Source organism: Mycoplasmopsis gallinacea (genome assembly GCF_900660495.1).
Classification (GTDB): Bacteria; Bacillota_I; Bacilli_A; order Mycoplasmatales; family Metamycoplasmataceae; genus Mycoplasmopsis; species Mycoplasmopsis gallinacea.
In genome coordinates this window covers 220,237-246,887 of record NZ_LR214950.1, presented here as the reverse complement: position 1 = coordinate 246,887, position 26,651 = coordinate 220,237, and the positions used below count along the sequence as shown (strand labels likewise).

At 28.0% G+C, this 26,651-nt stretch carries 12 protein-coding genes; 1 reads left to right on the top strand and 11 read right to left on the bottom strand.

Features of this window, described 5'->3' with window-relative positions:
- The first annotated feature begins 111 nt into the window (after positions 1 to 111).
- Complete coding sequence (locus EXC51_RS00825; RefSeq protein WP_129620088.1) at positions 112 to 603, top strand: hypothetical protein; 492 nt, start codon at positions 112 to 114, stop codon at positions 601 to 603.
- A gap of 277 nt (positions 604 to 880) precedes the next feature.
- Here EXC51_RS00825 and EXC51_RS00820 read toward each other — a convergent pair whose 3' ends face one another.
- From EXC51_RS00820 to EXC51_RS00770, 11 genes are all read right to left on the bottom strand, one after another.
- Positions 881 to 1,108 carry a hypothetical protein gene (locus tag EXC51_RS00820; RefSeq protein ID WP_129620087.1) on the bottom strand — a complete coding sequence of 76 codons (228 nt, stop codon included), beginning with the start codon at positions 1,106 to 1,108 and terminating at the stop codon, positions 881 to 883.
- A gap of 1 nt (position 1,109) precedes the next feature.
- The gene (locus tag EXC51_RS00815) at positions 1,110 to 1,472 is read right to left on the bottom strand and encodes a hypothetical protein (RefSeq protein WP_129620086.1); all 363 of its coding nucleotides are present in this window, start codon (positions 1,470 to 1,472) and stop codon (positions 1,110 to 1,112) included.
- The gene (locus EXC51_RS00810) at positions 1,472 to 2,860 is read right to left on the bottom strand and encodes a hypothetical protein (protein WP_129620085.1); all 1,389 of its coding nucleotides are present in this window, start codon (positions 2,858 to 2,860) and stop codon (positions 1,472 to 1,474) included. Before EXC51_RS00810 ends, EXC51_RS00815 begins: the two co-directional genes overlap by 1 nt.
- Before the next feature lie 12 nt (positions 2,861 to 2,872).
- Entirely contained in the window at positions 2,873 to 4,204 is a 1,332-nt protein-coding gene (locus tag EXC51_RS00805; protein WP_129620084.1) for a hypothetical protein, read from the bottom strand.
- Entirely contained in the window at positions 4,204 to 5,178 is a 975-nt protein-coding gene (locus tag EXC51_RS00800) for a hypothetical protein (protein ID WP_129620083.1), read from the bottom strand. The genes EXC51_RS00805 and EXC51_RS00800 overlap by 1 nt, the downstream gene beginning before the upstream one ends.
- Positions 5,179 to 5,190: 12 nt before the next feature.
- Positions 5,191 to 5,691 carry a hypothetical protein gene (locus tag EXC51_RS00795; protein WP_129620082.1) on the bottom strand — a complete coding sequence of 167 codons (501 nt, stop codon included), beginning with the start codon at positions 5,689 to 5,691 and terminating at the stop codon, positions 5,191 to 5,193.
- A gap of 38 nt (positions 5,692 to 5,729) precedes the next feature.
- Positions 5,730 to 7,610 (bottom strand): hypothetical protein, encoded by a 1,881-nt coding sequence (locus EXC51_RS00790; protein WP_129620081.1) that lies wholly within the window; start codon positions 7,608 to 7,610, stop codon positions 5,730 to 5,732.
- Positions 7,603 to 8,793 carry a hypothetical protein gene (locus EXC51_RS00785; RefSeq protein WP_129620080.1) on the bottom strand — a complete coding sequence of 397 codons (1,191 nt, stop codon included), beginning with the start codon at positions 8,791 to 8,793 and terminating at the stop codon, positions 7,603 to 7,605. The genes EXC51_RS00790 and EXC51_RS00785 overlap by 8 nt, the downstream gene beginning before the upstream one ends.
- Positions 8,780 to 10,459, bottom strand: a complete 1,680-nt coding sequence (locus EXC51_RS00780; RefSeq protein ID WP_129620079.1) for a hypothetical protein — start codon at positions 10,457 to 10,459, stop codon at positions 8,780 to 8,782. Before EXC51_RS00780 ends, EXC51_RS00785 begins: the two co-directional genes overlap by 14 nt.
- 11 nt (positions 10,460 to 10,470) lie before the next feature.
- On the bottom strand, positions 10,471 to 11,448 hold the full coding sequence (locus EXC51_RS00775) for a gas vesicle protein GvpD (RefSeq protein ID WP_129620078.1): 978 nt from the start codon (positions 11,446 to 11,448) through the stop codon (positions 10,471 to 10,473).
- 349 nt (positions 11,449 to 11,797) lie between these two features.
- On the bottom strand, positions 11,798 to 26,554 hold the full coding sequence (locus EXC51_RS00770) for a lipoprotein 17-related variable surface protein (protein WP_129620077.1): 14,757 nt from the start codon (positions 26,552 to 26,554) through the stop codon (positions 11,798 to 11,800).
- Positions 26,555 to 26,651 lie beyond the last annotated feature (97 nt).

Sequence of the window (26,651 nt, the reverse complement as noted above, 5' to 3'; positions counted from 1 at the left end):
GTTATTTCAATCAATAACACAAAAAAGGAAATACGAGGAATTAATTGACGTAATTGGAATTCAAAAAATGGAGCTTTTATTTAAATCAACTTGAGCAAAGGAAGAAGAAAAATGAAACTCCCAGGACTTACATATTGAAAAATAGACATTAAGAAAATTTTATGAGATAAAGATTTTAAAAATTATTATCAATTTCGAAGTTATGTTTATGAAGATTGGAAAAAAGAAGCTTTGGAATATTTAAAAGCAAATAAATTAGATGAGAGTAAATTGCGAGAAATGGAAAAAATAATTCTAGAGTTTGGATTTTGAAACTACATAAGAGAAAAAAGAGCACTTAACTTTTTAAAAAATGAAGGTTATAAAGTATATGAGACAAATGCTTTTATTGATACAGTTTATAAAGCTGATTTAATAGCAATAGACAAAGAGACAAGCAAAAAAATTTTTATTCAGGTTAAACCTACTTGATACAGCTTTAAGGAAGAAGATAAAGCACATTTAACAAGTAGCGCAAAAAAACATAAAGCAATTGCCTGATTAATGGTACCAGTTGAAAATACGAGAGCTTATAAGTGAAATATTTATAATATCGAATATTAATGTGGTACAATATTTTTGGTAGTTATTAAATAACTACCAAAAACACTAATTTATAAAACACGTTTTTTGTTTTTTATTACGTCTTTTCTTCTTTTTAAGATTAGAAATCATTAAATCTTCATTTTTGCAGATGTTAATATAATTAGATTTTTCATACAATTTCTACAAAGGTAAATACTTATACTTCTTAGTTAGTCAATACCAAAAATTCTAAAATTTAAAGAACCACCATAATGGCGGTTCTTTTTTAAATACATATTTTTAACTTATGAATGTTTTAAACTTCTAAGTTAGTTTCTTCATTTTCTAAACTTTTTTGTTTAGGTTCTGGTAATTGAACAGGTTCGAAAATCTTTTTATGCTTTTCGAAAACTTGTTTTAATAAATCGTATTGCTCTTGGTTTAATTGAATATTTAAAAAGCATTTTAAAGTCCCTTTAACTGTTTGAGCAAAAACTCATTTAAGTTTTTCGAATGCTTTTTTCAAAAAGTTAATAAATCCCATTTTACTGCTCCTTATTTTCTTGATCTAGTAATGAGCTAATTACTTGCTTAATTTCTGGTTTTGCTCCATTATGACGGACATAAATCGAAAACGCTTTAGAAAGTTTTTTAGTGTCTTCGATATTTTTATTTATCTCCTTGTTCATATTGTCCAATTTCTCTTCTTGGTTTTCGAGCATTTTGATAATTAACGCATTTACATCGTCTTGCTTGCTTTGGTTTGTGATTGTGATATTTCCTTGATTTGTCTCTGTTTTGATTGTCTTACCTCCTTTTTTATTTATTATTCATTTAATAGTAAAAAACAAAACAACAATTAATGAACCAACCCCGCCATTTGCTAAAAGTGAGTAAACTGTTTCCATTATCTATCCTTTTTAAGTCCAAATTCTGTTCAATTATAAGGTCTTGGGTGTTTGGTGTTGATTTCAGTATAAGTCTCATTTGAAAAGTTCGTAATTTCTTTAAATTTTGTTGGAGCAGGTATAAGTCCTTTATTGATGAATTTCATTACAAGACCTGAAAGCAAATTAAGGTCTTCTTTAATTGTGTCAAGGGTTGTTGTAAGATTTAAATTTTCAATTTCCAAAACTCTTTTGTTGGTTTTTCCAAGGTTGGTTGCCACTCTTTGTATTTCATTTGTGTTGTTTTGAATTTGCGGGTTTTCTTGGGGTACTCCCCCTGGTGATGGTTCTCTGTTTTCAAGTTGGTTCATTCTTGCTTGAATTTCTGCCAAATTGGTATTAATGTCTTGTATGTCTTGGTATTCTGCTTTTTCTTGTAATGAGTTTTCAAGTGCTAAAACCCTTTTATCCGTTTTCCCTAAATTCGTCGCAACTTCTAGAGCTTTCTCTTTTGCTTGGTTTGATGTCTCTTGTGCTGTGTTTATTGCTGTTTGCTTTTCTAATAGGTCATTTTTAACGTTTTCCAGTCCCTGGGTGATTTGTTCCCTTTGTTTAGTTTCGACGCTTAAAAGGGTGCTTTTTGCGCTTTCTAAATCGCTTTTTATGTTTTCGGTTGTTTCTTTTTGGTTATTTAAAACGTTTTGAATGTTCATTAGTGGTAATTCAACCATTACAAGCCGACGATTTAAATCAAAAGTATTTTGCTTAATTGCATCAGTTCATAAATTCCGCTCGTGTTGTAAAAGAGCGTGCAGTTTTAAAATTGATTGCTTACGCTCTTCATTTAATGAATTGATATAGGTAGAAAGTTCGGAAATCTTTTGCGTAAATTCTTCTTTACCTACTACACTTATATTATTTAGATAGTCATTTATTTCCGCTTCTATATTTTCAAAATTACAATTAATTAATATTCTTTGCGCTACTGGGTTTAAAAATGAGTCAGCAAATCCGAAACTTCTTACATCCCCATAAACGTTAACGCTACTACTTAAAAGGTTAACGCTATTGATAGTCTCTGGATATTGATTTGTAGAAATACGAAAAGCTATTTCGTTATAAATACAGTTCTTTAATAAATCTAAACGTTTAGCACCTACTAAATCAGTTATATTATCTTTATGAAATTCTAAACGTTCGAAAATGACGCTAGCTTTTTGATTAATTAAAGCGTCGCAAGTTTCGAAAATGTTTTGAACCATTTTTTTAAAATTAAGCTCTTCATCTATTGAACCAGTTAATTTAGCTAAAAGGTTCGAAACTTTAAAATTTCCAATTAAACTATTGTTTTGTCTATTGTAATCCGTTAAGCTTACCCCTAGCACTTTGCTTATTTGTTCGTAAGTCATTTATTTGCTCCTTTAGTTTTTTGGTTTTAATTTCTTAACTCTCTTACTTGTAAAAAGGGAGTTTTTAAAATTGTTTGTCCCGTAGACAGGTTTTACAACGTAATGATTGCTATCTGTCTTAAAGACTGCGAGATTGAATTGATCTTTATTGGTTCTATGTTTTTTCGTATATTTATTATTTAAAAATAATTCTTCTGCTAGTTCCTGCTCGTTAAAATCTTCATACTCTAAACGGAAACGCTCGAAATCTTTTGAAAGTGTTAAACTTTCTAAATCCTTATAAAATAACCCGTCTTTTAAGTTTCTAACACCCTTACCCTTTATTCAACCCCAAGCGATGTTATCAAGGTAAAATCTCCCCGGACTTTGTGCTTTAATAAAGTTTAAAAAGGTCTGCAGTGGAAGTCTTAATTCTAGCGGTCTTTTACCAGGAATTAAAGGACGCTTTTTACCTGGTATAGTTCTTCCACCTGTTGCGTCAGTTTTAAAATAAAGCATAAAAGAAATATCTCCACCGGTTTGGTCTCAATATTCTTCATTATAGACCCTTACCCCTGATAACCATTTTGAATTAAAATAGAGCTGTCCCTTATTTTCTTGGCGCATTGCTCTTAATCAATATTTTTTCGTTTGTTGATTTAATTTACCTTTTTTAATTTGTAAATTAATTAACTTATTGAAATAAGCGTACTGCGCTTTTTGGAATGTCCTTTGAGCTTTCTCTTTTGCTTTTCTCATTAAAAACGCTTGACCTTTTGCAATTAAAGATAAAGGGTTTTTAATTGCTTCGAAAGCAAGCTTCCCATATTTAAAAGAATTATCGACGAGCTTTTTATTAAATACAAAAGAAAGAAAACGAGAATTTTTGATAAAGCTCTTTCCTGCTAATTCTTTTGCTATGTCTTCCACTTTGTCGACTAACCCCTTTTTTAAAAAGTTATAAAGTTTTTTGACTTGCTTCCCTTTCTCTATTCCTTTCATTATTTTGCTTGCTATCTTTGACGCTACTCCCGTTCCTTTTTTAGCTAATTTCGAAATATTAAAACGAGCAAAAAGAAGCGCGTCCATTGCTGTGCTCATTAAAACGGTTTTTCAATTAATTTCACCGTTTTGAATTAAGCTTGTAGCAATGTTCTTAACAAAGTGAGCAGCTCCTTTAATAAGGAAACGACCTGCCGCACCGGTAGCGGTTAAAATGGCTATACTATCTGCCGCAATCTCTACCACTATGTCGATAATAAAAGATACAGCTCTTTTTAAAAAGTTCCAAAATGGGCTACTTTCTTTCGCTGTATCTAGTTTCTGAATGGGATAGAGAAGCGGATTAGCTTCAACTAATAACATTAAATAGAAGTTTTAATTCTTTCTGCTTCCGGTTTTGGTTGAACTATTTCGTTTTCTTTTTGTTTTGTTTTGGTTCCATTAGCAATTCCAACACTTAAGTTATCTCAAAGAATACCAGTAGCGAAAGCACCTTCGAAATAAACAGACATATCATTGCTTGGCGCAATTCTTTCGACGTTTGCAGCAATTACTCTCTCTGCTCCTGCTGCTAAAAAGTTAACAGAAATAACGATGTCAAACTGTGAAAGGAAAGGATTTGAAAATACTTTATAACCCCCAAGCTGCACGATTGAGTACTGTCCCCCTGCTAATGTTTCTGTTACTCTATCACCAACTAGTCCCATAGTAGCGATTTTATCGAATACTGCAGGCTTAACAAAGACAACAATTTGCTCTCTATCGATTAAGTCAATCCCTTGCTCTAAGTCAATTGTCTCGGTTAATTTTGTTGCTTCTTCTACAATTTTCTCGTAAATTTCTTTTGCTGTTTTTGTTGAAGTATTGAAATTAACTTGTTTATTATCTGCAATTATTTTATTTTCTAAGTTGTTAAAACTTGTTCTCTCGTACATTCTTTGAAACTCTTGAAGCATTTTAGTTAATTTAGGTGTTAATACCTCAGGCATTCCAAGACTTTGCTCAAATGCTGTAATTGCTTCATGTGAATAAATAGGTTTATTAAAATTAATTGTAAGTGGTTTCGAAATTCTAAACTTATCAGCGGTTCCAGCACCTACTCCGGTTTTTTCTGTTCACTTGCTACCTTGTAATTTTGAAACTGTGATAGCATATGGTGATGCTTCCAGTGTGGTGGTTCCTTTTGTTAATTCGTTAAAAAGAGATTTATCTGCAGCAACAGAAATAAGGTGCGCCCTTACAATCTCTTCAAGTTTTAACATCTCCCCACCAGTTTTATTTGCTGCTGCGATTGTTAACGCATCCCCTACAGCTTTTTTTAAAGTTAATTCGGCCATTTGATTACTCCTTTAATTTTTTGTAACAATCCCGTAGCTAAACACCTTGGTGTCTCTTTGGGTTGTTTCTTGTTGTTTTGGTTCTTCTACTTCTTTAATTGTTCAATTATTTTGTTTTGCTTGGTTAAGAATAGAACCTTTTAAATTTTGGAAATCTAATGCTTCAAAATCTAAGTCTTGAGCTTTTACATTTCCGTAAAAATTGAGTTTTTGAATTTCTTTTTCTACTACATTATTTAACTTATCTAATGTTTGAGATTTTTGCAATTCTAACTCTTGTATTTTTTTATCTTTTTCCTTGCTCTCGTTTTCCCTGCTAGCTAATTGCTCGTGGTAATTTTTGAGCTTGCTTTTTATGTATTCTTCGTGTTCTTCCTTAGTTCCGAACATTGAATAAATACCCAAAGCTTTTAACAAATCGATTTGTTTATAGTCCTGTGATAATTCTAATGACTTTAAAACATCTTCAGGACTTAGATTGAATTTTTGCGCAATTGTTTCAATTATTTTCATATTGTCCGTCTTTAAGGGCAGCAGTTCCCGTAACCTTTCTATCAAAATTTAAAATTTAAGTTATGGCGTTTTTTATATTGTTCAATATTTGGTAAAGCAAATTCATTTATTGAGATTTGCGAAATATCTAAATATAATGACGTAATGGCTAAGGTGTCTAAGTTCTCGACTGCTTCGGTTTGAATAACCAGTGGAGTTTCTGATACTAGACCACTAAGTGAATTATTTAAATCATTTTTATTTATAAAAATAAAATCAGTTATATTTTGAAAAAACTTTTCGCCGTCAATTATTTTTCTACCTACCACCTTAATTGTTTCGTGTATTGTTGTGGTTGGTTGAAATACGTGCTCATAAGCTGTTATATTAAAACCAGGCGGTTTTGGTTGTGCGTGCGTCTCTGTTCTAGTTGATACAACAGTAGAACCAATAACCTTGTAATTTATACCTACGTCCCTAATAAAGCGAGCTTCAATTTCTGAATATGGTGTAGTAGAACGACCGGAAAACTCGTAAGTTCGCTCAACCGTTTCATCACTTGCTCAATCTTGAAATTTGAAATTAAAAAAATTAGCTATTTTGTCGTCTGTACTAAAAAGTCAAATTGGATAATTAAAATTTAAACTCTTTTCGTTAAAGTCTAAAGGGTTTTGAGAAAAATCAAATTCTTCAAATTCGTTCGGAACGAGTGGGAGCTGTATTTGTGAACCTTGATAGACAAAACTATTTAAATTTAAAAATTCTTGTTTAAATTTTCCTGCTACTCCATTACTTGCGATATTAAAATGATCGCTCATAAGGGTAAAAATAGGGCTAGGACTAGCGAAAGAATATTGAATATAAAATGGAACTGTTAAGGTAAAACCTTTTTTCATTCCACCACCGTAATTAAAATCGCTTTTTATATGATTACTTAAAGAATAGATAATAGCTTTAAAATTAGCAACCGCACCGGAGTTCCCTGCTGCTTCGTATTTGTTTATTATTTTTTGGATTTGGTTATTGTTGTAATTTGTAGGGTTTGAATCTGTTGTGTATGTTCTTTTAAAATCGTCGTTAAAGTTTTCAGTATTTGGAGACGTTAAAACATAAGTAACATAGCAACAATTTTTTACAACTTCGTAAGCTTCATTATCTAAATTTAAAAGGTTTAGCATATTAATTCGAGAAATTCCTGTTCTAAATAAAAATAAATTTCTCGCATTTAAATTTTTGTAATTGCTTAATGTTCAAAAATAATATTCAAAAGAATTATTTTTTACATTAATAGGATTTACAAGAAATAAAAACGGTTTAACTTTTTCCCTTTCTTCTCCACTTTGAACGTGTGTAGCTTTTATTCTCTCAGTTCTTCCGTTTGAACTTTGATATAAGCTAATAGAATTTAATAAAGTCGGCATTCTTAAATTAAGATTTAAAGTTTTTTCACCGCTAGAATGAAAAGCACTTTTATAACTTTCTAGCTCTTCTTGGTTTTTGATAAAAATAAAATCCACATCGTTTAACTCTTTTAAGAATTTTAATTGTGTTATGCTTATTTCTTCGAACTCTTCTTGGTATAGCTCAAGCATTTGATTTTTTTCTTGGATGTAATAAAAATTATTTAAATCGTTATTATCTAAGCTTCCCGGAGCTTCAAAACTAAAAAAGTAAAAGTCATTTAAATCAAAATTTAAATGTTCATTAAGTTGAAGCGAAAAAGTTTTAGCGCTTGAAAGTTTTATAAGTGCTTCACTACTATCCAAAATAGGTTGCGTACCTTTTGATAAAACTAACGCATCTATTTGCTTAACATACTCCAAAGCTACAACATTGACGGAATTTTTTTGAAATGTTAAAGGGTTATTATCTTTGGTAATTGCTTTATAAATGTAAAGGGTTTTGGTTTCTTCAGTTTCAAATAAATAAGTCCTATTCATTTTCTAAACTCTCTTTTTCTGGTTGCTCTTTGCTTCCTTGGTTTATGATTACACCATTTTGATTTGCTAGTGCTTTTTTTGCTTTTTGTTCTAGTCATTGAGTTGACCCTACAACTATAACGCTTTCAATTACAACACCAGGGAAAAGACTTGCTAACATTTGGAAAAAGTTTTTATAATACACCTGGCGGAGATTTGCTTTTGTTTCTATGTAATCCTCAAAATCTGAATTAAATTGCTGAACTTCTGCAGTATGCATATTTTTAGTCCCAAAATCTCCCGTATCTTTTTTAAACATTAAATAAGTTTTAATCCATTGCTTAATATTGTCGATATTGGCCATTATGCTAGCGCTTTCACTTGCTACTTGAATAATCTCTAACGGTTTTTGGAACGACATAAATTCAGTAGTTGAAAACTTAACAATTCTATCTCCGTCCTGTGAAAAAAGAGCGTTAATGACTTTATCTGCTAAGTTCCCTTGGTTTCATGCGACTGCAGGAATTGGAGAAGAGTAAAAAGTGTCTAACATCAGCGCTTTAAGTTTAACGTCCAACATTTGGAAAAGTGATTTATCTGCTATTTGGATGTCTGCTTTTTCGTCTGCTCTATTTTTGAAAACTACGTAAGGAATAAAAGAACCGTCCCAAATAGTTTGCTTATAGTTTTGAAAAAAATCTGATGCTTTGAGTGTTATGTTATTTAAAGGGTTATAAACATATTCACGGACATAACCTAGATTATTTTCCATATCTCATTCTTCTATTACATCGTAAGTTCTATTATGTGATTTAATTGTGTTAGTTTTCACTTTTAAATAAAGAAGTTTTCCACTAAGTGTCTTCCGGTATTCTAAAATCTCCCCTAATTTAATTCCTTGAGTTTCTGAAAAACCTAAAGCATAAACACCCTTTTTATAAAGTTCGTATTCTAGTTTTTGAATAATTTCTAAAAAGTTGTTTTCAAAAAGGAAATTTTTAAAACTTTCGACATCTCCAGTTCCTTTTATTTCTGGTAAGTCTGTCGCAAGTGAAATCATTTGAATATTAGCCCCTTGCTCTTCAAAGTGTGTCCTAGAATCTGGAATGATATATTCACCATTAGCATAAACACCCTTTTTATTAAGTATTTGATTTTTTAACTTTATACCTCTTTCGAATATCTCTTGATTAGATAAAGCCATTTTCTACCTCTCTTTTTTCTGCTGCTATACCTAAAGCAACTTTATAAATTAAACTTAAGGCCATTTCGTACGCATTAATTAAATCGTAAATATTCGGGTTAAGTTTCTCGTCTCTTTTTTCTTCGTGGTTTGGAATAATTTGTAAAGTTAAATGATTTAATAATGTTTTTACTTCTGCTTGGGGTATTATGTGAATAATACCTTCGTCGAAACTCCACTTATGGAAGTCCTGGCGGTCAATGATTGAAAACTTTTCGGTTTTGGTTCTTCTTCTGTTTGCTTGTCTTACTATAATGTTTTCTAAATTTGTTGCGGTAATTGCTAAGTTTTCTAAAACAACATCATTATCCGCCGTAAGTAATGAAGCAAATTCATTTATTTGGTTACTTGGTAAATGTTTTTTAACTTCGTTATTTTCTGCCTGTATTAACTCAATTAAAACGGTGTTGGTTAATCTTCTTATGAATTTAGTATTCGAAGCAAATGCAGGAAGTTTTTTAAGGTCTTCTATAGCATTTAAAATTCAAATGCTACCGTCTTTTAAAATAGCAACACGACACCAAGCGGCATTATCCGAAAGACCAGGGTCAAACCCGTCAACTACTAAAAGAAGTTCTCCATTTTCTACACGCTCATAAAACTCGTTAAGTGTATTAATTTGAATTTTTTTGCTAAGTGTTCCGTCTTGTTCATAAATGTAATTCTTAAGATAGTATCCAACTTTAAAACGGTTATCATTAAATGGAACACCTGCGACCGTTATAGTTCAAAGTCTCTCATTTGTTTTTTTTAAATTGTCTAGTTGTCTTTTTTGAATTGTGCTTATTTGACTTTCAGGGACAAAGAATTTGGAATACATAGAAACAATTAACCCCAGACCATCTTCAAAATCTTGGTTTTCTTTTTGTAGGTATTTTTTTTCTACAATTTGCTCGATAACATTTTTATCAAGTGTTCCGTCATCGTGTAAAAACTTTATAGCTTCATTATGATATCTTTTGATTAAAAAATGATTTTGCGTGAATATGTTATAAAAGAATTTTATTTTCAATTGAAAGTCTTCAGGAGCAGCATTACGGAAAATGGTATTCATTAAAAGGAGCGGAAGCTTTTCTTCTTGGGTTTCGTATAACCTTTCTAAATCATAAGCAGAAAGCTTAGAATCAACCGGGTCCTCTATTGGTTCATCTATCACAACCTCTCCAAATCTAAAATCATTTTTGGTCAAGGTTAAACCCTGGAACGCTTGGGTTTTTTCAAAGTTTTGAAATAAAACGGCCCTACCTTGTCCCCCGTCGTCATAATTTCAGTATAAAGCTTCGTTATTAATTGCAACATACTCACGATAATCCAAATTATGTTCTTCTGCTAAAAAGTCTAATATCTTTTTAAACATTGGGACGAGTGTGTTTTTAATGTGGTTATATTGATTACGACACCATACGGAATTAAAACGAATATCATTTACAATTCTGTAAATAGTAATTATTCCACCACCAAAAGACTTAGAGACACCTTTTGCTCCGCTTTGAATTTCATAAAGTGCGTTAGATTTAAAAGCATCATAAACGGGATTAAATTCCCCGTCTGTATATTTGAGAATTTGTTTTAATTTCTCTTCTGTGAATTTTGGTGGTTCTTCTTTTGGTATGTTTGTTATTCTCATTATCTAACTCCTTAGATTAATGGTTTAATAACCGAAGAAGATTTATAGAATTCTAGCTTTTGAGTTTCTCTTTGTCCTTCTCTATTTTTATCGAGTGAGATATGTAAAATATCATAAAAAGGATTTAAAGCATTAGCAAGATATAAAAGAGCTATAACATCTGCGCATTCTTCTATCGCACTACTTTCCTTTAATTGAGATAGTTTTGGTTTTCTTATATCGAATTTATCTTTTTCGATTATGTCCGTTTTTGTTTCTCTTGTTAATTGACTAAGTGCTACAATAGGTAAATCTAACTCTTTAGCATATCCCTTTAAATCAGACATAATTCTGTTAATTTCTTCCCTTTTACCTAAAGACTGATAAGAATGCTTCATAATTTGAATATGGTCAATAAAGACACCTTTTACCTTCTTATTTTGTTTTTGTTCTATGTCTTTGATAATGTCTTGTATCTCTGAGCATTTAAAATTAAAATCGTCAATAATAGTCAATTTATTAAATTGATTAAATAAACGAGTATTATCTTTTAATACTTCTCCAAGTTCATTAGTTGAAAGACTTTCAAAGTTATTGAAATTAATAGAGTTTAAAAAGATATTAAAAAACTTTTTAATTATTTGATGTGCTGATGTTTCTAATGAAATAAATAAAATAGTTTCATTATCTTTCAAAGTCTGAATAATGTTATTTATCATATTGATTATAAAAGTGGTTTTTCCTGTTCCACTCTTGCCAGCAATAACATATAAATTTCCATTAATTAAACCATTTGCATAATAATCAAAAATAGAAAAACCAGAATGTAACCTATTTTCATTCTTGTTATTAACTTGTTTATCAATTAACTTTAATAATGCTTCTTTACCTGATATTGTTTTTAATACTTCTTTATTATTTTCTAAATTCATTTTAAATTCTTTAGTTGACAAACTTAATTCATCTATTAAGTCTACTAATTTCGCTTTTTGTTCATTTATTACGTTCATATTGTTTCCTTTACTAAATTAAATAAATTTATTTAGATTAGTAAATACATAGATTAAATTAGGAAAGGGGTCAATTTTTTTCATTCTAAAATAAAATAAAAAACCCTTTCATTTGAAAGAGTTTTAAATACTTTTACGGATCACATTAAAGGAAATTAATAGACTAATGAAATTCCATTATATATATATATATATATATATATATATATATATCAAACACCTTGTTATTAATACTTATTAAATTTACAACATCTTTCATAATGTAAATTATATTATAAATTTTGCGTTTTTGAACAGTAATCTATAGTTAGATAACTGACATTTCTCTTTTAATTAGAGAATATCCACATTAATCTTCATCTTCCACTTTTCTTCTCTTAAGAGCAAGAATAATGAATATAAGTCCCATTGTGGCAATTGTACCAGCAGTAAGGATTAATAATCATCAAATTTTACTATTTACTTTTGTTTTAAGTAAAAGTCTATTAATTTCAGTTTGTTCTTTAAGATCATCATTTGTGTATTTATCAAGATTATCTAAGATGTTATTTGAATTGCTAATTGCATTATTAATAGCATCTTTTTGCTCTTTAGTGAATTTATTTCACTTGTTTGTTTTGGTTAAGTTAACTAAGTCATTAAGCGAAGCAATTAATTCTTTAGTATCAAGAGCTTCATTAATATTTTCATTTTGTTTGTTTTTAATTTCACGTAATTTATTAATTAATTCAACAACTTCATTTTGGTTTAATTTGCTTGAAGCATAATCGTTTGGTTTTTGATTATTAAGAACTTGTTTTGCGTTTTCTAAAGCGTTATCATAATTATTTTTCTCTTCATCAGTTGCATTTTGATATGCAGTTGATTGATGAATTTGTTCACTATCTTGAACTTCATTTTGCAACTCTTCCATTGCTCTATCAAGTTCTTTTGCTTTATTAACAATATTATCTTTTTCTTGTGCACTTGAAGTTTTAATTTCATTAATTAAACTATCTTTTTGACTTTCATTAAGATGTTCTAAATTGTTAATTTGGTTAATTGCATCTTGTTTTGCTTCTTCTTTGTTTGCAATAGTTTTAGCAATTTCACGTAATTTATTAATTAATTCAAGAACTTCATTTTGGTTTAAATTGCTTGAAGCATAATCATTTGGTTTTTGATTATTAAGCACTTGTTTTGCATTTTCTAAAGCGTTATCATAGTTATTTTTCTCTTCATCAGTTGCATTTTGATATGCATTTGATTGATGAATTTGTTCGCTATTTTGAACTTCGTTTTGCAACTCTTCCATTGCTTTATCAAGTTCTTTTGCTTTATTAACAACATTGTCTTTTTGTTCTGCGCTTGAAGATTTAATTTCATTAATTAAACTATCTTTTTGATTTTGATTAAGATGTTCTAAATTGTTAATTTGTTCAATTGCATCTTGTTTTGCTTCTTCTTTGTTTGCAATTGTTTTAGCAATTTCGGCAATTTGTTCATCTTCGTTATTTAATTTATCAATATTATCGATTTGTTCAATTAATGATGTTTTTTCTTCATCTGAAAGTAAATCTGAATTATCAACTTTTTCTTTTAATGCATTTTCTTTACCATTTAAAATATCATAAGCATAATCTAATGATTGATTATTTTTATTATTAGCAACTAAATTATTTAAATTATCATTATCTCTATCTAAACCATTTTCAGTAGTAGAGTTTAATAATTCTTTAGCAACTTTTAATTTATTTTGAATCAATTCTTGATTATCTGCATTTTGATATTTAGTATTGTTTGAATCATTAATTAACTCAGTGTATTTAGCAACTTTTGCTTTTAAATTAGCCATTTTATCAGCTACTTCAAGAGCTGAAGTAAAGGCTGAATGAGCTTGTTTTGAGTTAGTTGCATTATTAATTTCATTTTTAAAGTATTCAAGTTGTTTTGGATTAAGAATTCGTGTAGTTTCGTCATTATTAACTGATTTTTCTAATTCTTTAATTAATGACTCTTTTTGAGCTTTTAGAATAATTGCTTCAAAATCTGCTACATTTTCAACAACATTATCTGGACTAAGATTTAAATTAGTATTCTTAATTTCATTAATGTAATTTGTTTTTTCTGCATCAGTTAAATTAGAAATTGCTTGAATTTGCTCAATATAAGGTTGTTTTTTATCATTTCTATTTTTTTCAACAGCTTCAATAGTTTCTACTTCTGTTTTATAAGTTGCTTGATCAATTAAATCTTTAGCATTGTTTTTTTCATTTTGATTTAAGTTTGGTAGATTATCAATTGCTTTTTTAGATGCATCTTTTTCAATGTTTAATTTTGCTAAATTCAATTTTTCAATTAATTTAGTTACTTGCTCTTTATTTGCATTGTAATTAAAGTCATCATTTTCAGTTGCATCTGTTGGGCGTCCATTTATGACTTTATTAGCTTCTATAATGGCTGTTTCATAAGCGTTTTTAACCGCTTCATCAGCTTCTAGATATTTACTATCGGCTTGAATAGCTTCTTGATCTTTGGCTGCTTCTTTTAATTTAGCCATTTCATTATCTAATAACCGTGCTTCTTCATTAATTGTTTCTAATTCTGAAGAATTAGCAGCTTTAATTTGATTAATGTAATCATCTTTTTGCTGTTGATTCAAGTTTTCAAATGTATTAATTGCATTAATATATCTTTGTTTTTCTTGTTCTTTTTCTAAAATATTAGCTTTAATATCATCTAAAGTCTTGGTTTGATTATTTTCAGTATAACTTAGATCTTTTGGACTAACTTTATTTAATTCTTCTTTAAAGCTTGTTTTTTGATCATCAGATAATAATTCGCTTGCTTCAACTTGCTTAATTACTTTTTGGATTTCACCATCTAATGCTTCATATTTTTGAACAATTGAACCATCAGAATGATCTTCTTTAGTACCTAAAAATTCATCGATGTTTGTTCCTAAATCTGTTGAATTAGTTTCATCTAATAATTCTTCTACTTTAGTAATTACAGCATCAAAAGCATCTTTAGTATTTTTTGTAGCCTGAGTATATTTATCTTCAGCTTTTTTCTTTTTATATTCAGCTACTAAATCTGCTAATTCACCCATTTTATCGTTTAAATCTGAGTATTTTTCTTTGATTTTTTGAGCTTCATTAATATCTGGACTATTTGTAATATCTTCAATTAATTTATCTTTTTGAGCTTGATTTAAATTTGTGAAATTATTTAGGGCATCATTAATAATCACTTGCTTATCAGCTTTAGTTTTTAGTTGAGTAATTTCATTGTTATTAGTTGCATTATCAATTTCGGTTTTTAATTCTTCAGCTTGATCATCTGTTAATTTGCTTTCAGCTACTAATTGATCAATATAATCTTTTGCTTTATTTTTAGCATCTTGTAAGTTAGTTAAGAATCCACCAATTTCTAAAGTTTGAGTTGCGCTAGATCTTTGATCTGTTAACCCTTCTTTTAAAGAGGTTAAATGATAAGTTACTGTTAAGATTCCAGTATCATCATTTGCGCTAATATCATCAATTACAATTTGCGCTTTATTAACTTCATTATTTGCAACTGAAGTAACAAAATAACTATTATTTAAGTTTTTAATTACTTCTGCTTTATTTGCAACTAGAGCACTTGCTTTGGCTGTATTTTGATCATTTTTATTGTAAGTAATTGATTTTGCAATATTTTGATCAGCAATTACCCTATCTAATCTTTGATTTTCAGTTTGTAATCCATTAATTGTGAAAGCAAGATTATCAATATGAATAGTATTTAAATTTGGACGTTTTGAGTAAATGCTATAAGTACCTGAAATAACTCCAGTTTTGTCATTTCTTGAAGTGATTTGAATATTAGTTGCTTGATCTAATTCATTATTAATTGCATTAATATCTGATTGTTGTAAATCACTTGGACTAACTAAGTTTTTATCAGTAATTTGATTTTCTCAATCATAATTTAAAGCTTGTAATCTTTGTAATTCCGTTTTAAAGCCTGTGAGCTGTTTTGCATCTTCTTGTGCAGTAGCATTTAAAACTCTTTCAATGTTATTTCTAGTTGTAGAAACAAGTGTGTATTGAACTTGGATTAAACCTTGTTCATCATCACGTTTAACAATAGTTAATGAATTTGGTTTTAACTCAACTTGTTCATCTATTAAATTCCGACCATCTTTAAATTTAACTTGCACATTTTCATTAAGCACCTGATTTTCATTTAATAATGGTAAGTAATTTGCTTTATCAGGGTAGTCTAATTTAATTAATGGTAATAATTTTTCAATTCTGTTAGCTTCTTCATCGTCATTAGTTACATAGCCACTAAATTCTTGAGATCTTGATTTTTCTGACTTAATTAATGGTTTTTCAGTTGGTTTATTTTCTCAATTTTCAGAAACTAAACCATTTTCACCAGTTAAGTTTCTAGTAGATTCTAATTGGTATCCAACTAAAATTGTTCCATGTTCATTATCTGCATTTTTAGTATCTAATTCAAGATAAACTTTAATATTTTGATTTTCACCTGCTGAAGTTAAAGTAGTTGCAAAATCAGAAGTTTCTAAATCAGAAGCTTTTTTGGCTTTTGCACCATCTTTTAAAGTCTCAGTATTTTGACTGATAGTTACAGGTTGATTTTGAGTATTATTTACTAAATCATCCAATCTTTGTTTTTCAGTTTTAAATCCAGAAATAATTGCATATTTAGTTTCAGATTGAACTGTTTCAAAACCAGGTTTTTTAGATTGTAATTTATAGCTTACTTTTAATTCACCAGTTATATCATTATAACCAACGATTTGTTGATCAACAAATTGATGATCGTTATCTGGGTTAACTTGTCAATTTCAATTTTGCTCTGTTGCTTGAGTTAATGATGAAGCTAATTGTGAATTTTTAGCTGCATAGTCAATAGTATGACTAAATTGATCGTCAGTATTATTTATATCAATTGCATCTAATCTTTCTTTTTCAGCTTCTTTTAATGATTTAAAGCCTGCTAATTGACCATTTTTAGTTGCTGTGCTTGCAACATCATTAAGATTTTGACCATTAACTAATCCTCTAGTTGAAACTAAACGATAAGTATAATCAATTGCTGCATCTGTACTATTTGCGTTTTTATCAACAATTTGAATTTGTGCATTAGTTAAATTATTTGCACTTAAAATTAGTTGATTTAAAACTTCTTGAGGTAAGTGATTTTTATATTGATCTGCACTTACATTTTGAATAGATGCTTGCGCCTCTATTGTGGCTAATAAATCATTTAATCTTTGACTTTCTGTTTTAAAGCCAGTAATTGTAAATTCTTTTTCATCAGATTCTAAATTACTGTAAATACCACCTTTTCCAGATACAAAAACATATTTACCTGTAATTTGACCATTAATTTCATCTTTAGTATTAATTTGAATAATTTTGACTGTTGCTTGACTATCAGCTTGATTAATTTGACTTGTAATTGCATTCTTAACAGAATCAGAAGGGAGTACATTAGCTTTATCTGTGTAATCAAATGATGCACTTAAATCATTTAATCTTGCTCTTTCAGCAGCTTGATCTAAATTATTTTGCTCATTTTGTGTTCTAAAACCAGTAAGAATTAATTCTTTAGCTTTTGAAGTAATAGTTGAATATTGATAATCGTTATATTTAAGATTATCTTCAGATCAAATTAAATCGTTTCTTGATTTGTCGCTTATTAAAGTAATTTGACTTGTTAATGAACCAGTTTCGTCATTAGCATTAAAAGTTATATTATCTAATGAAGCTTGATCATTAACACTATTAGCATAAACATAATTATTTTGGGTAGTTGATGTTGAATTTGAAGGTAAATAATTTACTCTAGTACTGTTATCATTGTTAAAAATCAATGAAGTATTACTTAAATTATCTGCTAATTGATCTAATCTTTGTTGTTCGGTTTTAAATCCATTTAAAGTTACAGTTTTAGGTTCTGAAGTGAAATTAGTACCATTTTTAGTGCTTTTAGCAACATATTGAAGAACTAATTCACCAGTAACATCATTATAAGCAATTACTTTTACGCTTTCTGCAGTAGTATCTCCGCGAGTGCTTTGAATGCTAATTCCACTTGGATTAGTTTTAAGTTCTGAAGCTAATTTATTTCTATCATATGTGAAAGTGAAATCAATATTTTCTAAAGCATTTAATTCTTGTTGTTCACGCTGATTAGCTGTTTGGAAACCAGTGAATGTATATTGTTTATTAGCTGTTTTAACTACTTGGTTATTTGAATTGTTTTTAGTTGATTCTAAATATCAATTTAAAACAATTTCTCCAGTTTCACTATTTGTGCTTTCAATTGAATCAATTACTAATTTAGCTTTATTTTGACTTAGAATGTTAGTTTTTTGATTATCAATTTCTTGAGCTAAATATCCAGATAATTGTTCTAAAGTTACTTCATCAACAGTAGTTAAGTTTTGTGCTTTATCACCAGCAAAATTAAACACCTTTTGACTTGCAGCCACTAAATTATTTAATCTTTGTAATTCAGTTAAAGTGTTTAAAGTTGCATTTTTAACACTTGATTTAACATCAGTTAAATTAGCTCTTTGTGAAGTTGCTAAATAAGTAATTTGTACTTCCCCAGTTACTTCATTAATTGAATCAATATTAACATCTGAAATTAAAACAGTAGCATTTTCTACATTTGCAAATTCAATATCTCTAGCTTTAATTTCTGAAGCAGTTTTGGTTGCTTGTGTTTGTGTGCTTAAAGTAGGACTGTATGCTAAAAGATCTAATCTTTGTTTTTCAGTAAAGTATTGATTATTATTTGCTTGATTAAATGTATAAGTTTTTTTAGCAGATTGTAAAGTATTTAAATTGTTTTTAGTTGATTGCAATTGATATGAAATAGTTAATGAACCATCTTTATCATTTTGGCTATCAATTGCTAAATTCACAACTTGTGCTTCTGCACCATTAGGTAAATTAATACTAAATGCAGTATTGCTATTATTAGTATTAATTTGACTTGGTAATAATTCATTATTTAAATTACTATAAGTTGGATTAATTGCATCTAGACGATTAATTTCTTCTTGAGTAGTTGTTAAATAATTATTAAATGTCACTTTTGGTGCATTATCTGAAACTAGATTTTGATCAACGTTATCATAACCAGAAACTAAATCTGTTCTGGTAGTGCTTAATTGATAACTAACTTTAATTGTTCCGTTTTCATCATCACGATCTTGGTTATTAATTACTAAAGCAATATTAAGATTTTCATTATTTCAAGCTTCTGGTTTAGTAATTGTAAAGTCATTATCAGTTAATTGTGAAGGTTTTTTAGTTAAAGCATCTTCATTATTAGTAATTACACTTGAAGTTTCAATAGCTTTAATTAAATTATCTAATCTTTGTTTTTCAGTTAAGAAACCTGTTAATTCAACTACTTTTTTGTCGCTAATTACTTCTTTTCCTAAATTATTTTTGGTTGATTTTAATTTAAATTCAACTTTAATTTTTCCATTAACATCATCATAAGCAATTACTTTTTGATCGATAAATTCATAATCAGCATCATCTGGTTTATTTCAAGTTCAATTACTGATAGCATCATCTTTTAATGATGAAGCTAAAGTTGTTGCTTTATTTGCATAGTTAATGGTGTATGATTGAGTGCTATTTAATCTTTCGCTTTCGACATCAGCATTAGTTTTAAAGCCGCTTAAAATTCCAGATGCAGTTTCTGAATTTTGAGTTGATAAGTCTTGTTGATTACTTAAAGTTTTAGTTGAAACTAAATTATAAGTATAAGAAATTTGACCTTTAACATCATCTGCTTTTTTAAGTGTAACATTAATTCTTGCATCAGTTAAATTGCTATTTTCATCTTCAATTACAAAATTATTAATTACATTTGAAGCTAAATTATCTTTGTATGCATTAGTTGCTAAAGTATTAATTTTAGCCTCTAATTGAGCCTTGTGAGCAGTTAATAATTGATCAAGACGCATTTTTTCAGTTTTGAATCCATTTAAAGTAGCAGTTTTTGTTTCAGATTCAACACCGTTATAAATACCACTTTTTGCTGAATCAAAAGTATATTCAAAGGTAATTGAACCTGTAATTTCATCATAAGCAGTTATATTTTTAATCTGAACTGTTGCTTCTGGATCTTGATTTGTTATATTAGAAGTAATTTGTTTTTTATTAGCCTCCGAAGGTAAAGTGGTTGCTTTATCAGTGTAATAGAAAGTAGCAGCTAAATTATTTAATCTAGCAACTTCAGCTTCTTTATCAAGTCTATCTTGTTCTGCTTGAGTTCTAAGGCCTGTAATTTCTAAACTCTTTGTAATTGAAGTTTCAGGAGTAGTAATTGCTGGTAAATTGGTATTTTCAGCATCATAAATTAATTCATTTTTAGCTTTTGATGAAACTAATTTGGCTGTAAAAGTTACTTTTCCCAATTCATTGTTAGGACTAATAGCATCAACAATATTTAAAGTTGCTTTTTCAGTTTCACTCAAACTATAAGTGTAATCAGTTGCTGTGGTTGCATCAGAAGGTAAAGTGGTTGCTTTATCTTTGGCAACATTAATATTATTTTGACTTAAATTATTTAATAAATCGTCTAATCTTTGGCTTTCAGTTTTATAGCCACTAATAGTTGCTACTTTTGTGTTTGAAGTTAATAAAGTACCATTTTTATTACTTTTAGTTACAAATTCAACTTTTAAAGTTCCATCAACATCATTGTAAGCCACAACTCTTTGAATTTCAATTGTTTCATTTTCACGATTAGTGGTGGTTTTAGGACTAATTTGAATTTGACTGGCATTATCTTTGAAGTATGAAGCTAATTTAGTGTTATCAGATGTGAAAGTATAATCATTTTCTGTATAAGCATTAATTGTTTTTTGTTCACGCTCAACATCACTTTGGAAGCCATCTAAAGTAAGAGTTTTAGTTTTAGAAATTGCATTTACACCATCTTTAGTTGAAACTAAATGATAAATAATATCAATGGCTTTTGGATTGTTTGCGTTGTTACTGAAACTATCAATTACAATTTTAGCTTGTGCATCTTGGGTAATTTGAGTTACAAAATTATCTTTATTAATTTCAGATCTAATTACATTTTGGCTATCTGGATAAGTAATAGTTTTAGCCACTTGATCATTATCAATTAATTGATCTAATCTTTGTTTTTCAGTTAACAGTCCTGAAGCTGTAAAACTTGAACTTTTAGTTGAAACAACTTCGCTTGCTTGATTAACTTCTTCTGGAATAGTAATTAAATCTTGTCTATCAGATTTTAAAGTGTAGTCAAAAGCAATTTGACCATCTCTATCACTTCTGTTAGTAATATTTGGACTATTTTTGAAGCTTGCTTTGTGCGCATTACTATCTTTAAAGCTAATATTAAAGTCAGTGCCATAAGTTGCTTCAGTTGGCACTTTTTTGTTAGTAATAGTTAAAATTGCATTTTCTTGAGTTAATAATGCATCTAGTCTTTGTTTCTCTGTTTGAAAACCTTCAATTTCTGCATATTTAATATCTGAATAAATATTTGTTGAAGTTTTTGATTTTAGTCTATAAGAAACCTTTAATTTACCAGTAATATCATTGTAACCAACAATAGTTTTATCAACAATTTCAGCATTTTGACTATTTTGAATATCTCATTGTAATTCTTGAGGATTAGTCAATTTTGAAGCTTGATTTTGTTTTTGTTGTGGAGTTGCATTAACTGTTACAGAATTAATTGCATTTAATCTTTCTTTTTCTGCTTGATTACCAGTTTTAAAATCTCTAATTGTTGCTTCCTTAACTTCTGAAGTTAAAGATTGATCAGTTGCATCTTTTATAACATATTTAACTGTTGCGGTTCCATCAGCATTATTTTTAACAATTTCTTTAATTACAATTTGATCAGTTGTAATTATTGGACTGTTTAAAGAATCATTATAAACAATGACTTTAGACACATTATTATCAACAATTTGACTTGGAGTAATTTTTGATTTATTAGCATAATCAAAAGTTGCATTATATTGATTTAATTTAGCCTTAGTTAAAACCTTATTAACAGCATTTTGTTTATTTTCACTACTTTGTAAATCAGAAATTTTATTAATTTCTGATTTATATTGTTGTTTTTGTGTTTTTGTTAAATAATTTAATCCATTGATATCATTTTTTGCTTTATTTTTAATTCCATCAAGTAAAGCAAAACTATTATTTAGTGAACCACTTTGATTAATATTCCCAATTAAAGTATTTAATGAAGGATTAGTAGTCCCATTATTTGTAGTTGAAGAAATTAACTCATTAGCTGAATTGAAAATAGCATCAAATTGACTTTGATTAGTTGCACTTTTGTAATCAACATTAGATTTTTTGTTTGTATATTCACTAGCTAAATATTTCAATTTTTTCATTGAATTATTTAGGTTAACATTTTCTTGTTTTGCAAAAATAGTTTGAGCATCTTGAATACTTGTAGCATTTTGGATTTTTTCAAATAATTCTTGATTTTGTTTTGGATTTAAATGTTCATAAGTAGAAGTTAATTTGAAAATTTCATTATCTTTTGCTTCTTGTTTATTTAATTCATCAAGACTTGTAGCTTTATTAACTGCATCTATTAATTTTTGTTTTTGACTCTCGGTAATTTTATTATTATTTTTTGCTTGATTAATTGCTTCAATTAAAGAAGCTTTTTTATCATTAAAAGCTTTTTGACTTGAAGTTAAAAATCCAGTAATATTAGCAGATTTAGAATCTGATTTAATTTTTTCATCAGCTGGTAAATAACTAAATTTTGGATCCGTTGAAACTAATTGGTAATTAAGAGATACTGTACCATTTGAATCTGTTTTTGCAATATTACTTGTAACAACATTTGCTTTACTATTATTAGGTAAGTTATTAGTGATTGATGAATCTCTAATTTCTGAAGGTAAAACAGCTTCTTTGCTTGGATAATCAAAAGTTAAATCAATTGCATTTAATCTTGCTTTTTCCGCAGTAATTTCATTCCCATCAATATTATTATAAGCGGTTGCAATAGCAGATTTTAATTGATCGTATTGACTAATATAATTTTCAATAAAGTTTGTGTAATTTGTTGGAATTTGGGTTGGTTGTTCCAATTTATTTTTAGATGTGTTTAATTTAGCATTAAGATTAGTTAAAGCAGTATCAAAAGCAGATTTTCTTGCTTTTGAGCCATTAGTATAATCAGGAGTTGATTTAGCTGAATTATATGTATTAATTGAAGTTAAATCAGTTTTGCCAAAATCATCGTTTAATTTTTTTGCCTTTTCATAAATTGCTTTTCTTTGTCTTGGATCTGCTGCTTTGATTTGATTGATTATAAGATTTTGTAAATTAGTAGTTAAGTAATTTAATTCTTTTACTTTATTGATAAAAATATCACCATCTAGGGCACCATAAGCATTAGTTAAATTTTCTTGTAATTTAGAAATGTGTGTTGAATTTATAATTGATCTTACATTATTTACTAATGAATCAGCAATCTCTTTATAAGCATCAAAATTACGTTTTTTATCTGGAGAAGCAAAATTATATTTATCTGTATTAGTATTTAAATTAGTTACATAAGTTTTTAAATTTTTTGTTGCATCATTTACATTGTTAATAGAATTTTTATATTCATTAACTTCGTTTTGATCAGCAAAATTTTTAGAAAGAATATCATTTTTAAATGCTTCTTTTTGTTTTTGAGTTAAAACATTATTTTTACCATTTAATGATGAAGATTCTAAATAATCAATCAATTGTTTATGATAATTATTTTGTTTTTCTAATTCGTCTACAATAGTTTTTAAATTTTGGTCATTACCAAAATATACTCAACTATCTTGAGCGTTATTAGTTGTATTTTTATAAAGTTCAGCACTATCAATATTATTTGAAGCAGTGGTTTTTAGTGTTTGTGAAACGTAAGCAAAACTATTGATTTTTTCTTTTGCTTTTATTTTAGCTTGAGTAAATGCTTCATTAATTAATGAAGTTAATTGATTATTAATTGTATTTCTATTATCAGTTAATTGATAATTGATTTCAGAATAAACAAAGTTTTTTTCTGCTGGTTTTCTTTGAATAAATGATTGTTTGGCAGAACTATCTAAATAGTTAAATGAATTAATATCATTTGTAAATTGATTTTTATTTCCATTTAATTCAAGAATTTTATCAGTTCAATTAGTTTTTAGTTTATTTGCATTATTGGTTCTAAAAGTATCTAAATTATTTTGAGATGAAAAAGCATAAGATGAGTCACTTTGAATATTATTAGCATTTTGCAATTTTTCTACAAAATTATTGTATCAATCATCATTAATAGCTGGTTTATTTGATGTTTTTCCATAAACCAATTTGTCATTTTTTAAATCTTGAATTTTTGTTTGAATATTTTGGATTGCATCATATAAAGTAGATAAATTTTGAATTTTATTAAGAATAGAGGTTTTATCGTTTTTATATTGTTGGTTTGTAGTTGGTGTAAAAGTTGTTAAATCATAGGGGGTATTTCGATTTGCAACTACAGAATTAATCGCATTAATTATGAATTTAGTGCCTTGATTGTAATTATATTTGCTTCATGTGGAATTTGTGATACTTTGATTATTCAAAGTATTTATAAATTCACTTTCTAAGTTGCTTTTTCCTGTTTCCTTAATTTTATTGATAACATTATTTACATCTGCTATAAATTTTTCAATTTCAGTTGTGGTCTGCAAAATCACTTTTGAATCATCATTTCTATCAATTGCTTCGCTATTTGAATTTAATTCTGATTGTATATTATATTTTCTTTGTAATGAACTTGCTTGTCAATTTCAATATCCTTCTCTTTCTAACAAATTCCATGCTGGAGATTTAGCTTCTCTTGGATCTGAAAAAGCAAAAAGCACTCTATTACTAATTTCACTATTTCATTCAGTTTTATCAGTAGTACTTAAAATTAAATTACGCAATTCAGCTCTTTTTGCTTCTGCTTGTCCTTGTAAATTATTTAAATTAGAAATTTGTTCCTTGAAATAATCAAATCATTTAGGATCGTTAAAAGAATATGTGGCTTTATTAAAGTTTTCGTTTTGTTCAATTTGTGATAATAAATAATTAATTTGTTTAATAGTTAATCATTTATTTTTGGTTCTATCATTTGCAAATCTTTTTAATTTTTCATAATCTGTTAAATCGTAGCTAATTTCATTAAAATTAAGGTAACCATCACCATCTGTTGTATTAAAAGAAAAAATATTTGGATTTTGAGTTGAATAAGAATTTTCAGAAATAATTTTTCATTTTTTATTGTCTTCAGAATTTGCAAAACTGGTTTTAAGTCTTAAATTGTTTATATTTGAATATTGAGTTAAGGAATCAACATTATTTTTTGTTTTATATTCTGCAAGAATTTTGTCTTGATTTATTACTTCATTATACTTTGATTTATTCACTGAATGAATTAGTCTTTCAGACCCATTATTATCTTCAATTAAAGATAAAGTAGTATTAGGTAATTTATCATTATCTAAAAGATATTCGCTTTTAACCAATTTTTCAGTGGTATTGAATTTAATATTTTGATATGCTTGGCGATCTGCCATTTTCATAAATGAACCAAACTGTCTATTAGCTCATTTACTTTGTTCATATTTAAATTGTCCGAATCCAATATATGTTTTTTTAGACGAAGAGTCTCTTGAAAGAGGATTAGCATTATTTCCGCTCCGTACTCCGTTATTATCAATTGTGTTTGGATTTCTTTTTACTGTAAATTCTAATTGTAATGATGGTGTAAAACCTGCTGTACTTTTATCTTCAGATTTTATTTCCAAAATTAATAATGAACCTGCATTATTATTGAGAGAATTATAAATATAGTTATTATTATCTTTATATTGTTTTTGAAATAATCCCAATTTATATTCGTTTCCAGCATATGCTACAGGAGCATATTTTCAATCACCATCTAATGATGGCTCATCATGAATAATCATGTTAGCAATGGTTCTTTTTCTGAAATAATCGTTAGCAACACCACCTCATAATATACCGTATTGATTAGTAATATTTTGATTTATTTCTTTTGGAAAAGATTTATAAAAAGATCCATAATGCATGGAATTTAATCAGGTTTTACCTGTTGTATATTTATCCTCACCATCAACATAATATCTACTGAATTCAGCATATTCATTATTTTTATTAGAGCTATAAAATTTAAACCCTGAATGATTATCACCTTCTTTAAATACACCTGTATAATCATAAGATTTAGAAATTCAAGGATTTATTCTATATTTATATTCTTCTTTTCCATATCATGTTGCAGAATTTGTTTTGTCTTTCACATCATTTACATCATATTTTTCATCAACAGAGATATTATAAGTTCTAACATTTGATGGATTAGCAATCGCTTCTTGAAAAGGATTATTTGTATTTCTAGTTGAAACAATAGCTTTAATATTTCCAGTTAAAATTAAATCTTCTGAAATTCAAAGCCCTACTAAAAATTTTCTATCATCAGATCTTAATTTGTCAACATTGAACCCAACCCTAAAAGATTTTGTATCATTAACCGAATCTCATCCATCTCCATTAAAAAATGAAGAATCTTTATTATCATTTTTTTGTCAATTGTATCTTGTATTAATTGTGCTATCATTAAGAATTAAAGAGGGATTTAATAAATCTCATGCTGGATTATAATTATCCCTATATCTATCTCATTTTTCTTTATTTGCGTTATAGTCATACAATCTATATCAATTATTTCTCTCATTGATATAGTATTTAGATTTATTATACCCAGATTCATCTTTACTGTATTTTGGATTTGTTCCAATGTAAATAGGTTGTTTTTTATTCCCTATAGCTCATCCTTCAAAAAACATACCTTCAACGGTACTGTAATTAGTATAAATACCATCGTCTTGCACTTTGTTATATTGGCTATAACTCATGTATTTACTATCAATTTCCTGTGAACTTCCTGTTGTATTAGTTTGAGAAATAGGTAAAAATACAAAAGGTAAAGATGCACTTGTAGCACTAACTGCTAATACAATTTTTTTAATCTTTTTTCTATTTTTCATAACATACCACCTTATATATACGAATATAAATTTCTCCAGATTCTTAAATTACTCTAAACTTTGAATTTAGGAATACACCATTTAAAGTTATATCTTT